General features: G+C 71.2%; 11 protein-coding genes. 2 read left to right on the forward strand and 9 right to left on the reverse strand.

Annotated features, from left to right (window positions below; all coding sequences use genetic code 11):
- Positions 1-656 precede the first annotated feature (656 nt).
- Complete coding sequence (locus ACTWQH_RS24285) at positions 657-1,673, reverse strand: LacI family DNA-binding transcriptional regulator (RefSeq protein ID WP_443288850.1); 1,017 nt, start codon at positions 1,671-1,673, stop codon at positions 657-659.
- 434 nt (positions 1,674-2,107) lie between these two features.
- Here ACTWQH_RS24285 and ACTWQH_RS24290 point away from each other — a divergent pair, with 434 nt between their 5' ends.
- Entirely contained in the window at positions 2,108-2,281 is a 174-nt protein-coding gene (locus ACTWQH_RS24290; RefSeq protein ID WP_443288851.1) for a hypothetical protein, read from the forward strand.
- Positions 2,278-4,038, forward strand: coding sequence for a hypothetical protein (locus tag ACTWQH_RS24295; protein WP_443288852.1), 1,761 nt, complete (start codon positions 2,278-2,280; stop codon positions 4,036-4,038). The genes ACTWQH_RS24290 and ACTWQH_RS24295 overlap by 4 nt, the downstream gene beginning before the upstream one ends.
- A 91-nt stretch (positions 4,039-4,129) precedes the next feature.
- Here ACTWQH_RS24295 and ACTWQH_RS24300 read toward each other — a convergent pair whose 3' ends face one another.
- From ACTWQH_RS24300 to ACTWQH_RS24335, 8 genes are all read right to left on the reverse strand, one after another.
- On the reverse strand, positions 4,130-5,431 hold the full coding sequence (locus tag ACTWQH_RS24300) for an MFS transporter (RefSeq protein ID WP_443288853.1): 1,302 nt from the start codon (positions 5,429-5,431) through the stop codon (positions 4,130-4,132).
- A gap of 28 nt (positions 5,432-5,459) precedes the next feature.
- Positions 5,460-6,281, reverse strand: coding sequence for an HAD family hydrolase (locus tag ACTWQH_RS24305; protein WP_443288854.1), 822 nt, complete (start codon positions 6,279-6,281; stop codon positions 5,460-5,462).
- Positions 6,278-7,711 carry a dihydropyrimidinase gene (gene hydA / locus ACTWQH_RS24310; RefSeq protein ID WP_443288855.1) on the reverse strand — a complete coding sequence of 478 codons (1,434 nt, stop codon included), beginning with the start codon at positions 7,709-7,711 and terminating at the stop codon, positions 6,278-6,280. Before hydA ends, ACTWQH_RS24305 begins: the two co-directional genes overlap by 4 nt.
- Positions 7,708-8,673 carry a cupin-like domain-containing protein gene (locus ACTWQH_RS24315; RefSeq protein ID WP_443288856.1) on the reverse strand — a complete coding sequence of 322 codons (966 nt, stop codon included), beginning with the start codon at positions 8,671-8,673 and terminating at the stop codon, positions 7,708-7,710. Before ACTWQH_RS24315 ends, hydA begins: the two co-directional genes overlap by 4 nt.
- Complete coding sequence (locus ACTWQH_RS24320) at positions 8,670-9,419, reverse strand: TenA family protein (RefSeq protein ID WP_443288857.1); 750 nt, start codon at positions 9,417-9,419, stop codon at positions 8,670-8,672. The genes ACTWQH_RS24315 and ACTWQH_RS24320 overlap by 4 nt, the downstream gene beginning before the upstream one ends.
- Positions 9,416-10,534, reverse strand: coding sequence for an o-succinylbenzoate synthase (gene menC, locus ACTWQH_RS24325; protein ID WP_443288858.1), 1,119 nt, complete (start codon positions 10,532-10,534; stop codon positions 9,416-9,418). The genes ACTWQH_RS24320 and menC overlap by 4 nt, the downstream gene beginning before the upstream one ends.
- A 93-nt stretch (positions 10,535-10,627) precedes the next feature.
- Positions 10,628-11,548 carry a phosphotransferase family protein gene (locus tag ACTWQH_RS24330; protein ID WP_443288859.1) on the reverse strand — a complete coding sequence of 307 codons (921 nt, stop codon included), beginning with the start codon at positions 11,546-11,548 and terminating at the stop codon, positions 10,628-10,630.
- A 29-nt stretch (positions 11,549-11,577) separates the two neighbouring features.
- Positions 11,578-13,668: an iron-containing redox enzyme family protein gene (locus tag ACTWQH_RS24335; RefSeq protein WP_443288860.1), complete on the reverse strand. Its 2,091-nt coding sequence runs from the start codon at positions 13,666-13,668 to the stop codon at positions 11,578-11,580.
- Positions 13,669-13,704: the final 36 nt, after the last annotated feature.

Below are 13,704 nucleotides of genomic sequence, written 5' to 3' on the forward strand. Positions count from 1 at the left end.
GTACTTGAAGATCACGATGTGCGTCAGCGGCACCGCCATCAGCAGATACAACGTCCAATGACGCGCGAAGCTCCGCCGCGCCCTCCGGCGCATGGTCTCCTTCGACACGGCACCCCGTTTGCGGCGCGGGACCCGCACACGATCGAGTCTTGCCGCGGTGTCTGTGGTCATCCTCACGCTCCGCAGTCTCGCCAGCGGGATGGCGCTCGTCCCCGAGTCGGCCACGCCGGAGCGGGAGTGTCGGGAACGGGGCCGCTCCTGGTCGCGCCACTATCGGTCCTTTGACCGGTCAAATCAAGAGTTTCGACAGACTGGATTTGAGCGGTCAAGACGCGGGACGAGGGCCGCGGGTGCGTCGTGGACCAAGGGGCCCGGGAGAAGCCGGAGTTGGCTGGGCAGCCGCGCGAGAGCCGCCCGGCGCGACCGTCCTCAGGCCCGGTGCGTAAGCGGTGTGATGCGCGGGCCGCGAGGGCCGCCCCGCACCTGCCCTCTCACAGACGCCCCAGCACCGACACCTCGGTGACTCCGATCGGCAGCCCGTTGGCGGGCAGCAGCCGGATGCGGACCTGGACGCGAGGACATCGCGCAGCGCCCGGCTACGACGGCGGGGCGGAAGGGGCGTGCGTGGTCCGCGACGGCATGAGTGCGGCGGCGTCTCAGTTCCTGGACGGCGGCGCCGTGCTCTCCCGGACGACGAGTTCCGGGCTGAGCGAGGTCACGCCTGGCCGGTGCTGGCCCGACTTGAGGGCGCGGACGAGGAATCCCGCCGATTTGCGGGCCATCCTCTGCTTGGCGAAAGCCACGGTGGTCAGCGGCGGATTGGCCTGACTGGCCGCGGCGATGTCATCGACGCTGACGATCGAGAGGGAACCCGGCACCGTACGACCGAGTTCGGCCGCCGCCTGGAGGACCCCCAGCGCCAACAGGTCGTGTGACGCCATCACGGCAGTCACCTCCGGGTGCTCGGTCAGCACACTCATGGCCGCCTCAAACCCGCCGAGCCGCGACGACACCCTGGTCGCCCGGATCCGCGAGGGCGCAACGGTGATGGACGCCTCTGCCAGCGCACGGTGCGCGCCCTCCAGCCGCACCTCGTGAGCAGGGATGTCACCGACCACGGCGACCTCCCGATGCCCCAGGTCACGGAGGTGCTGGGCCGCGAGATAGCCAGCGCGCCCGTGGTCAAAGGTCACCACGGTGGCGCCGGAAGGGTACTCCGTCTCCGAGGCGCACAGCACGAACGGGAGCCCCACCTCGGTCAGCAGATCGACATGGCGGCCGATGCTTCCGTCGTCGGCAAGGATGAGCCCGTCGATGTAACGCCGCCTGAGAATCTCCAACTGTCTGCGGGCACGAACCGGATCGCCGTAGGTCGTGCAGAGGGCGATGCTGTACCCCTCCGTCTCCAGGGAACGCTCCAGATCCTCCACCAGCTCGGCGTAGAAGGGATTGGTGATGTTGGGCACGACCAAGCCGACCATCATCGTCTGCCCGGTCGCCAGGCCGCGGGCCAGGAGGTTCGGGGTGTAGCCGAGGTCGGCTATGGCGCGCTCGACCCTCTTCCGCGTGTCGGGGCTGACCACCGGCCGCTTGTTGATGACGTTGGACACGGTCTGCTTGGTCACTCCCGCACGGTGCGCAACATCCTTGATCGTGACCACAGTCACCCTCATATCATCGCGAAGAATGGGCCCATGGTAATGGTGGTTCGCGCACGCTTCCGGACCGGCCCTGGCCGGAAGCGCGGCTTCCGCGATCACCGCCTGCGGGAGACCACAGGTACGCGCGTTTCCACACGTCCAGCGGTTGGCCGTCTGCGGGCTGCCCAATCCTGGCGTGGTCCAGCCGAGGGGCTGCTTGAACAGGCGAAACGTCTGAGGTTCGGCTCGATGCGCCCTGCCGGTTTGTCACCGGTGGGTTTGCCCCGAGCCGCCTCCCGAACCCGGCGGGCGGCCCGTTCCGCAGCTCCTTCCGGGTTATGATCCTGCGGCCGACCAGGCCCGGGACTGAAAGACTGATGCCGGATGCGACCACCCGCCGCCCGCGAGCCGGGCCAACTGATCGGCCCGTCCTTCGCACTCTTCGCCGACGCGCCGGTGCTTGGCCCGTGACCGCCGTCGCCACGCTGCCGCTGTTCACCGCGCCCGCCACGATGCCCACTGCCTGCGCCGTGCTGCTGATGGCCGTGGCCACCGCCGTGTGCGCCGGGGTCCTCCCGCCCCTGGCGTTCCTCGTCGCCGGGCCGCTGGCCCTCGCCGCCCGGGCGGCGGAGCAGCTGTGACCAGCGACCGCCGCCGTTTCGTCACGGAGAAACGAGAGGAGCGGGACGAGGACTTCCTGAGCCTGCTCACCGCCGAGGCCGACGCGCTGGTCCCGGACGTCCTGGACGCCTACCGCGAGGCGCTCGCAGGGGACATATCAGTCCGGACCGTCGCCCGGTACATCCGCCGCCTGGCCACCGCCTGGACCTGGCAGCGGTCGGCCCACCACCACGACACCGCGCTGCTCGCGCCCGCCGCCGAGATGGCCGACGCACTCGCCGACTTCCAGCACGACGACGGGCTGTTCGACCAGGGCAACCTGCACTCGCCGCCGGACACCTCGTTCAGCATCCAGGACCTGTGCCTGGTGCTCACCCTGCTGGGTCAGGACGACGACCCGCGCACCGCCGGGCTGCGCGCCACCGTGACCCGCGTGGTCCGCAAGGCGGGCCCCGCCCTCGCCGCCAGCGGACTCCACACGCCCAACCACCGGTGGGAGCTGTGCGGCGCCCTCGCCCGCATCCACGTCCTCTTTCCCGACTCGCGCTACCCGCGCCGCATCGACCAGTGGCTCGCGGAGGGCGTCGACCAGTATCCGGACGGCCAGTACAGCGAGCGCAGCCACATCTACGCGGCCGTCGTCACCAACCCGGCGCTGCTCACCCTGGCCCGGCTCACCGACCGGCCGGAGCTCTACGCGCACGTGGCGCGGAACCTGACCGCCACCCTGTACCAGGTCGAGCCGAACGGCGAGGTGGTCACCGTGTACTCCCGCCGCCAGGACCAGAACGAGCAGCGCTCCATCGCCGGCTACTGGCTGCAGTACCGGGAGCTGGCGCTGCGCGACGGCCACGGTGACCGGGGCCGCTTCGCCGCCATGGCGCGGGACATCCAGCGGCGGATCGCAGAGGAGCTGCCGCCGTTCGAGGACCCGCCGGGCGACGCGCTCGCCCACGTCCTGGACCATCCGGAGCTGGCCGGGCTGCTGCCCGCCTCCGAGCCTCTGCCCACCCGCTTCACCCACCACGACCGGGACACCCGCTCCGTCCGCGTCCGTCGCGGTGCGAGCACCGCCACCGTGTTCGGCGGCACCGACTTCCCCGCCGTGCGGGCCATCGCCTCCGGCCTGTCCACCAACCCCACGTTCCTCACCTTCCGCAAGGGCGCGGCGATCCTGGACTCGGTGCGGCTCGCGCCGCGGTTCTTCTCGCTCGGCCACTTCCGCAGCGAGGGCCTGGAGCCCGCGGCCGGCGGCGGCTGGCGGCTGTACGCCCGCGAGCGGGCCGCCTACCACCTCCCGCTGCCGCCCGAGCACCGGCGCGCCGACGGCCTGTACCCGCTCACCGACGAGGGGCGGTTCTGGTCGGCCATGGACTTCCCGCACCGGCGCAGGGAGTACCGCACGCTGCGCACCGAGATCCTCGTCACGGAGGCAGAGGCCGGGACCGGCTTCGACGTCACCTTCGACGTCGACGAGTCGGAGGTGCCGCTCACTATCGAGCTGGCCTTCCGCCCGGGAGGAGAGCTCCAGGGAACGGGACTTGAGCCGGTCGCCGGCCAGGCCGACACCTACCAGCTGGTGTCTGGCGAGGGCACTTTCCGCCTCGGCGGCGACCTGATCACCTTCGGCCCGGGCAACGGCAAGGGCGTACGGCAGCCCCCCGTGGTCGACCCGGGCGAGCGCTATACATGGCTTCGGGGAAGCCTGACCCCACCGGGCCCACGGGTGCTGATCACCGGACGCTCCCCGTTCCACTACCGGCTCAGCCTCCGATGAGCCTCGCCCCGCGCGGATCCTGGTTGTTGGGCGTTCAGCGGACGGCCGGGGCGAGGCGGCCCTCGCGCTGGTGCGGCGGTGCGCTCCCACATCACTCCGCGCCCTCCGGCACGACGTCCCGGGTGCCGCCCTTGTGCTCCGGCGCTCGGCGCTCCTGTGGCAGCCGGTGCTCCAGGCGCAGCATCAGCACCGCACCCAGAGCGGCGAGGAGGCCCACGGCGAGCCAGGGGAGCAGGCGATGGCGGCTGAAGAGCAGGCCGAACAGGCTGGGCCCGACGATGCTCGAGACGGCGAAGGCGTACTGGAAGGCCGCCAGGTAGGTGCCCCGCGATCCGGCCGGGGCCGCCGCCGCGGCGAGCGCGTTCGACGCGGGTCCGAAGGTCATCTCCGCGATGCTGTAGCACGCCACCACGAGCACCAGGAACGGCACCAGGGCCGCGGACGGCAGCAGGACGGCCGCCGCGGACGCGGCGCACCAGAGCACCCACAGCCCCCCGGCCCACGCCATGGCGCGGGCGCGGGTCCAGCGGCGACGGACGAAGCGGCTGACGGCCGTCGTACAGGTCGCCAGCAGCAGCATGTTCAGGGCCAGCAGCGGGCCGGGCGCCCAGCCCGGTCCGGACAGGCCCTGGACGACGTAGACGGGCAGCGACAGGGCGAGGAACGTGCTGCACAGGGCGAAGATCGTGCACGTCCCGATCAGCGCCAGGTAGGGCCGGTCCCGCAGCAGCACCCGCAGGCCGGAGTGGCCCTCGGCCGGTGGCAGGGCACGCGAGGTGGACGGCACCGCGAGGACGACCACCAGCGCGGAGATCAGGAACGCCAGCGCGCTGCCGAGAATCAGCCCGTCGTAGACGCGCGCGGAGTCGACGGTGAGCAGCGCGCCCGCGAGCAGCGCCCCACCGCCGCGGCCCATTTCCCGGATCATCCCGGTCCGTGCGAACCAGTGTTCCTTGGCGTCCGTCCCCTCGGCGTCCGCCTGGTCGGCGATGAGGGTGAAGACCGAGGACCAGTAGATCCGCGAGCCGGCCTTCGTCACCAGGACGGCGATCACCAGCGACGTCGCCCCGGAGACCGTCGGGTAGAGCAGGAAGCCGAGCCCTTGCAGCGTTTGGCCGCCGGCGACCACCGGCCGCGGCCCGAGCCGGTCGACCAGCCGTCCGACGGCCAGCGGCACCAGCAGCGTCAGCGCGGTGGCCACGCTGACGAGCACACCGATCGTCGCCAGGTCCAGGTCAGTGACCTTGAGGAAGTACAGCAACGACAGCGGGAGATACAGGCCCGTGCCCAGCGAGTCGACCGCCATCGCCGCCAGCAGCGGCCAGCCCTTCCGGCTCCTCCGGCCCTTCCGGCTCCTTCGCCCCGTGCCGTCGTCCGTCACCACCCGTGCCACGCGATGCCGCCTCCCTGGTCAACCCGGGTCAACCGAACCACCGGTCGAGTTCCAGCGCCACGCCGTCGTCCTCCGCCGCCGCGGTGACCGCGTCGGCGGCGTCGCGGACCTCCTGGGGGGCCTGCGCCACCGCGACGCCGCGCCCGGCCCAGCGCAGCATCTCGATGTCGTTGCGCCCGTCGCCGATCGCGAGCACCTCCTCACCGTCCAGGCCGAGTTCGGCGCAGACGTGGCGCAGACCCGACGCCTTCGAGACGTTGACCGGCGTGAGGTCCAGCCACGCCGACCAGCCGACGACGTGGTCGGCACCCGGCAGGTCGAGTTCGCCCGTCAGCCGCGCGAACTCCTCGGCGGTCGCCGAGGGGTCACGGACGATCACCCGGCTGGCCGGCTGGGCGAGGAGGTCGTCGAGGCCGGTCAGGATCGTCTCGCCGGGCAGCTCGCCGACGGGGAACGGGGCGGTGACGCGATAGCCGGCCCCCTGGTACTCGACGGCGACCAGCGCCGACGGGCACCGGCCGAGGACGGCCCGCACGGCCGGTCCCGGGTCGAACGTCTCCTCGCGCACGATGTCCAGCGGCGCGTAGCGGCACAGCACCGCGCCGTTGCTCGCCACCATCCACATCCGCTCGCCGTTCTGGCCGTACAGGTTGAGGCGGTCGGCCACCCGGGTCATCCCGTGGGGCGAGCGGCCGGAGCAGAGCACGACGTGGGCACCGGCGTCCAGGGTGGCCCGCAGCGCCTTGAGGATCCTGCTGCCGGCCGGCTCGGCCGCCTGCTCCTCGACCTCCGTCCATGCCGGCAGCGTGCCGTCGATGTCGAGCGCCACCAGGCGCGGCCGCCGGGTCACGCCGGATCCACCGCGTCGCCGCCCGGCAGCGAGCGCCGGTCGTAGAGGTCCGTGCCCTGCCGTCGAGGGATGAACCGGCCGAGGTCCTCCGGCCCCACCCACCGTCCCTTGTGGACCAGCCGCTGCCCTCGCAGGTAGACGGCGTGCACGCTCCCGCTCAGGGTCAGGCTTTCGTATACCGAGTGGTCGGTCCTCATGTGGTGATCCGACGCGCCGGTGCGCGTCACGCCTCGCGGGTCCAGAAGGGTGATGTCGGCGTGCGATCCGGGCGCGAGCGACCCCTTGCCGGGGTCCAGGCCGAACAGGCGCGACGGGGACGTCGCGGTCACGTCGACGAAGCGGGACAACGGGATCCTTCCTCGGAGCGCGGCGTCGTAGAGCAGGGGCACGCGGTACTCGATTCCCGCGATGCCGCCGGGCAGCTTCGAGAAGTCGCGCCGCTCCGGCGGGAACAGGGTGGACCGGCAGAACGGGCAGTGGTCGGACGACACGACGGACAGGTCGCCCGCCGACAGCGCCCACCACAGCCGGTCGCGGTGCTCCTGGGTGCGCAGCGGTGGCGCGCACACGAAGTTGACGCCTTCCTCCCATGACCGGTCCAGCTCCGCGACGTCCAGATACAGGTAGTGCGGGCAGGTCTCGGCGAAGACGGGCAGTCCGCGCCTGCGGGCGTCGGCTATCGCGTCCAGCGCCTCGGCGGAGGAGACGTGGACGAAATAGAGCGTGGGCATGCCGGCGAGCTCGGCGAGGACGATGGCTCGGCGGGTGGCCTCGCCCTCGATGGCCGGCGTCGCGGTCCTGGCGTGCCAGGGCAGGGACAGGTGGCCGCCTTCCCTGGCCCGCTCCCGCAGGAACTCCATGGCCAGGCCGTTTTCCGCGTGGACCATCACCATGATGCCGAGCTCAGCGGCGCGCCGCATCGCGCGCAGCAGCTGGGTGTCGTCGCTGTAGAGGTCGCCGGGAAACGCCATGAAGAGCTTGATGCTCGGCACACCGGCCGCCACCAGCCGCGGAAACCGCGCGAGCGAGGAGTCACGGACGTCGCCCACGATCTGGTGGAACCCGTAGTCGACGGCACAGCGCCCCCGCGCCCGCCCGCTGGCGTCGTCGAGCCGTTCGATCAGGTCCTCGCCGGGTCCTTGACGGACGAAGTCGACGACCGTGGTGGTGCCGCCGAACGCCGCCGCCCTGGTGCCCGACGCGAAGTCGTCCGCGGTCGAAACCCCGGCCACCACGGTCTCCAGGTGGGTGTGCACGTCGACGAAGCCCGGTGCGACGTGCAGGTCCGTCGCGTCGATGACCTCGTCGGCGTCGGTCGCCGTCCCCGGCGCGCGCCACGAGTCGACCAGACCGTCTCGCACCACCAGGTCCACGGCATGCGTGCCGGACGCGGTGAGGACCGTGCCGCCCCGGATGGCCAGTGTCGTCATCGGATCTCACCTTCGCCATGTCGCAGGTCCGGCGGCAGCCGGTCGATGTCGATGGCGATGTCCCGCGCCGCCGCGAGCGCGCGGACGAACGCCTTCTCGCGGGCGAGGAACTCCCCGCGGTTGCGCCGCAGGATCTCGACGATCGCGTCGACGTCCCGGGTCGGCTTGTTCGTCACGTCGCGGAGCAGGCCGTTCTGACTGAGCTGGTGCAGGTCCGAGGCCACCGACTGGCTGGTCGTGAAGCGCATCGGGATGGAGATGTTGCCGTCGGTCAGCGTCTCGACCTCGTGCACCCAGAAGGGCGGGATGTACAGGATCTCCCCCGCGGACAGCACCCCCTCATAGCGGACCTCTCCCGGCCAGTCGGGCTGGGCCGCGAGGCTGAACCCGGGTGCGGGGGACAGGTCGTAGCGCTCGCCGTCCTGCCACGTCGCGTGCAGGTTCACGGTGTCGAGCGGGTGGACGAGCGTATAGCGCTTCGAGCCCCGCACCTGGATCAGGAAGCTGTGCCACCAGTCGTGGTGCCCCGGCGTCACGTTCCCGGCCTGGCTGAACCAGACACCGGTCGCCCCGGGTTCGTACGCGGCACCGACGTCCGGAATCGCGAAGTCCCGCGCCAGCTCGTCGAAGCCGGCCGAGGCGGAGCCGATGCGGAGATAGAGCGAACCGTCGACGATCCGCCGCGCCCCGAACAGGTGCGCCAGGGCTTCGCCGAACGTCATCGACTTGGTGGCGTTGACCTGCTTGAGGACGGTGTTGCGCGACGCTTCCCCCGTCACGAACGGGGCGACCTCGAGATCGCCCATCCGCCGCGTGAGCGACGGCAGATCCCAGTCCGTACAGCACGCCCACCGCGCGGCGACACCGGTGATCAGCAGCGGCGTCTCACCGAGCATCGGCCGGTTGTCCACCCCACCCCGCACCGGCAGCGCGTCCACCCGGGTGGCCTCCCGGGCGCTCACGGCGTGCTCGTCTCGACGGGGAAACCGTCCACAGCCGCCCATCCCGTCGTCGGCCAGCCGGGATGGCTCTGGTACGCGGCGTCGAAGACGCGGATCTGGTGCTGAAGGCTCCGCGCATAGACGAACATCATCTTCTCTCGCTCCTCAGCCGTGGTCGCGCACTCGTTCATCAGGGCGGCGTGGGCCTCCGCCATTTCGCTGCCCGCCTTGTTCGCGTAGTACTGGGCCCAGTCACCGAAGGCCGGCGGACCCTGGATGTCGACGCCCTTGAACCGTTGGCCGACGACCTTGGTGAACATCGCGCACGGGTAGAGCGCGGCGGCGATCTCGCCGATGCCGCCGTCAAGACCGGTCTTCAGCAGGTGGTTGGCGTACGCCTCGCGCGCCGGCATCAGCGCGCCCGAGTCGAACCGCACCGAGCTCCGGCCCAGGCTCTCGACCAGCGACCGCTTGAACTCCGTCTCCGCGGCGACGAAGTAGTTGGAGAGCAGGTTCGCCGCCGTCCTCGACCAGGAGGAACCGCTGGGCGCCTTCGCCAGCCCGAGCGCGAGCGTGCGGTGGATGTAGGGGATGAACGGCGCGTCGTCGACCTGGAAGGCCAGGAACCGCTCGACGGTCATCCGTCCCTGCTCCAGGTCGGTCAGCCAGGGGTGCTGCTCGTACGCCTCCCAGCCTGCGGCCGTCGCCTCCCGGCACTGGTCGGTGAAGGTGGTCGACGCTGCCGCGTCGATGTCGGTGGCGCTCACGTTGTCACCTCTCCGCTGTCGGCAACCAGCCACTCCGACAGCACGTCGTCGAACGGGATGGCGGGATGTCCCGGTGTTGTCGGAACGGCGAACTCCCAGTCGCTGCCGGGTGGGGACACGATGTCGTTCGCCGCCAGCGGCTTGAGGAAGAACCGCTCGGAGGCGAAGAGGTCCGCCGGGTACGTCGCCCACTCGCACGACGCGAGCGCGAGGCACACGTGCGCGCCGATCGGGCTTTCGAGCATGTTGCCGACGACCGCGCCGATGCCGGCCCGCGCCGCCAGCTCTCCGATCTCGGCCGCGATCCTGAAGCCGCCTAATCGTCCCGGTTTGATGTTGACGAACCCGCAGCTGCCGAGTTCCAGCGCGAGTTCCAGGTGGTGCCGCGACTGGATCGACTCGTCGAGGCACACCGGCGTCTCCAGCCGCCGCTGGAGTTCCGCGTGCCCGAGGAAGTCGTCCTTGGCCATGGGCTGCTCGATCATGGCCAGGCCGAGCGGGTCCAGCAGCGCCAGGTGGTCGATGTCGTCCCGCGTGAACGTCGCGTTGCAGTCGACGTGCACCGTGGCGTCGGGGAACGCACGGCGCACCTGCCTGAGCTGGTCGACCCGTGTCCGCCTGCCCATTTTCAGCTTCACCCGCGGGCAGCCGGAGCCGACCGCGTCCGCGATCTTCGCCAGCAGCTCGTCCGTGTCGGCATGGATGTCGAAGTCCGCGCCCGCCGGCACCGTCGCGCGGGTCCCGCCGGCGTAGTGGCTCAGCGGGCGCTGCTCGACCTCGCCGCGCAGCGCCCACCAGGCCGTCTCGACCGCCGCCTTGGCGAAGGTGTTCTCACGGATCTCCGCGAACAGTCCGGTCAGCTGATCGACGTCGTCGACGGTCGCCCCGACCAGACGGGGCAGCATGTAGTCACGCAGGAGCGCGAACGTCGACTGCCCCCACTCGCCGCAGAAAAGCGGCCACGTGCCCGGGGCCGCCTCGCCCCACCCCGTCGCCTCGCCGCTGGTCAGCCGGACGACCACCGTGGCGATGTCGGGCTGCGCCCCGAAGGACGTCTTCCAGGGGACCTTCAACGGCATGCGCAGCAGGAGCGCACGCGCGGAATCGATATGCATGGACTCCTCCCGCTGTCCGGTCTGCCGGGCCTCACTCGTCTTACCGGTCCTGCTGGTCCTGCCAGTCCTACTGGTCCTGCTCGTCGGGCGTGTTCACGAACGTCCCGCCAGCCACGTCCGCACCTGCTCGGCGTACTGCGGCGCCCACTGCGGGGACCAGCGCAGGAAGTAGACGTGCATGTTCAGCGCGTGCAGCACGTGCCCGAGATCGACACGCCGTTCCCAGTCGTCCGGCAGCGGACAGGCGGCGGCATAGGACGTGAGGAAGACGTCGCGGCCGGCCGGGAAGGCGTCGAAGATGTGCTCGTCGAGCTTGCCGAAGTCGCGGAACCTCTCGGCGTACGTGGCGTGTTCGAAGTCCAGGACGCAGCTGATCCGCCCGTCGCGCACCAGGAAGTTCGGCAGCCACAGGTCGCCGTGGGTGAGGGCCGGGACGTTGGCCGAGGGCTCCAGCCGCCCCACGGCGGCGGCGATCGCGGACCGGAGGGCGCCGGCGTCACCGATCTGGCCGGGATCGGCCCGCGGCAGCAGCGCCGCCACCTCTGCCTCGACCGACTCCCGCAGCGACAACGCCTTGCCGCCGCCCAGCACATCCCCGAAGTGGGGTCCCACGATGGCGTGCAGCCGCCCGATGATGTCGCCGAGGTCCTGGACGAGCACCAGCCGCCGGTCCTCGCCGAGCGATTCCCACACGTCGCCCGCCGCGTCGCCCTCCTGGTACTCCTGGATGAGCAGCGGGCCGCCCAGCGCCGGTTCGTGCGGCACCAGCCGCCGGTACCGCACCACCGGGATGCCGTGCTCGGCCGCCACCCGCGCGCTGGCGACGAGTCGCCGCAGGTGCTCGGGATCCGGGTCGCGCTGCGGCGCCTTGACCAGCAGCGGGCCCTGGTCGGTGGCGGCCACCCACTGCTTGCTCGTGTAGCCCTTGTCGAGTGGGCGAACCGAGGTGACGTGGACCCCCGGGCACTCCCTCGTCAGGACGTTCTCGATCGTGGTCGCGATATCGGTTGACATGGAGATCACCGTAGTAGCTGCCGTGGAGGTCACCGGCCGCTGGCGCCGAGGAGGTGGGCCGGCACCTGCGTCGGCGCGATCTTGAGACGGCCCTGCATCAGGACGACGTACGCCATGCGCATCGCGGTGGCACCTCGGCGGACCCGTTCCCACACGAGGTCGGTGACGCCGAGACGCGCCGCCTCCGCCATGAGGAACACGACGGCGTCGCGAGACTTGGCCGAGTGCCCCATCTCGACGTTGTCGTCGGCGATGTGCAGGCGGGTGAAGCTCGTGTCGAACCCGAGGTCGGTCAGGTCGTCGGCCTTCGAGATGCCGGCGGTGCCCAGACCGTGGAACTCACAGACCATGTTCGCGCCGACGATCTCCGGGAACCTGCTCACCGGGAACTCCGCGATGGCCAGCCGGAACACCGGCGCGTAGAAACCCTCGTCGAGGAAGTCGACGTCGTCGATGAACTCCCTGGTCCAGAACTTGGGGAGCCGGTGGCCGAGTCCCACGAGCAGGTCCTCGTACAGCACACCGTGGCTGCGGCCGGGCTTGCCGTTGCCGATCTCGTCCCAGTAGATGTCGTAGAGCAGCTGCTCGCTCTCCCGCAGCACGACACGGCGGGTCAGCCCCTGCAACCACGCGCCGTCGACCAGATTGTCCGCCGCCCCGTGGAAACTGCGGTCGTGGTGGCCCTTGCCCTCGTCGGTCACCGGCGAGACCGGGGCCGAGGCCATGGCCTGGTAGGTCGCCATCATCCAGTCCGGGAACTCGCCGGCGTCGTAGCGATCGGGCAGCTCCCAGCTGAACACCGGCTTCTCCATCCGCTGCGCGGCGTCCAGCCAGTACTCGACGAACGCCGCCGCCCGGCGGACGGCCGGGGCCCGGTCGTGCCCGGCGACGAGGTCGTGGAAGAGCTCCCGCGTCCGCGGACCGTCGAACTCATCGGGGACAGGCTCGCCGTCACCACTCCGGTCGAGGTCCGGCACGGACAACGACAGCGCGGGAACCACCGGCACGCTCTCCGGCTGTGCCAGCCAGGTGATCCAGCGCCGGACGATGGCGATGTCCTCGGCGCTGAAGATCTTGCCCATCGGAGCGTGGATCGGCGTGAGCGCGGTGATGAACGGGCTGCGGTCGGGGGCACCGGGCGTGATCCACCTGGACTGGGCGAGCGCGTCCAGAAGGTCCTGGCTGTCCGCGGGAGACCTGTCGAAGTGGTCGTCCAGCAGCGTGCCGGCCAGCGCCGCCGTGCCGTGCGCATGACGTGCCGACGGCGTCTTGCGCTCCACGAGATCCCGCATGGCCGGCTCCGGCGCGCGCAGCGCGTTGAGGCACGCCCGCTCCAACTCGGCCCGGTGCACACGGATCGCGTCACGCAGCAGCCGCGCGAACGCCTCGAAACGCCGGGCGCCATCCGCGGCGAGACCGGAGTCCGCGAACTGACGCAGCGCCGCCTCGACGTCCGGCACCACCTCGGCCGGCTGCCGCCACGCGGGTGCCGGCCATTCGACGCCCTCGATGTCGTCGACAACCGCCTTGACGCACGAGGAGATCCAGTCGGGCATGTCGAACAGCGCACCGGTCAGGGTCGGCTCGACGGCCGCCAGCAGCTCCGGGGCGTAGCGGTACGGCGAGTTGGCGAGCGTGAGCAGGATGTCGGGCAGCAGGTAGGCCGTCTCGTCCAGACGCAGGGACCGCACGTGGGCGATGCTGCCCACGTCACCGCTCGGCTGCCCCAGCCTGCGCAGCAGGCCGTCGGCCATCCTGGAGAAGCGACCCTGCTGCCCGGGCGCATACCGGTACTCGTGGCTCAGCTCGGCAAGGCGCGCCCCCGCGGAGAGATGACAGAACGGCACGCGGGCGAACGGCGCCAGCCATACGCCGTCCTGGTGGGCGAGCGCGGCCAGGTGCCTGCTGGCGGCCGAGGCGACCACCCGGATCTCGTCCGCGTCGAGGTCGGTGAACGCAGGTGTGGCGCCGCGGAGTCCGCGCTCCCGGGCGTCCACCTCGTCGGCCGCGAACGGCGGCCCCTCGATCAGTCCGTCGAGAAAGCTCTCGGCGCGCCTGAGCTCGTCAGGCGCGGGCTCCATGACTCCCAGTCCCCGGTACAGCCTGGTCAGTGGTCCCATGGCGTTGCCCTCCGTCCGTGATCTCGCATGGTCGTG

It is taken from the genome of Streptomyces sp. 6N223, assembly GCF_052246635.1.
In the GTDB taxonomy this organism is placed as follows: Bacteria; Actinomycetota; Actinomycetes; order Streptomycetales; family Streptomycetaceae; genus Streptomyces.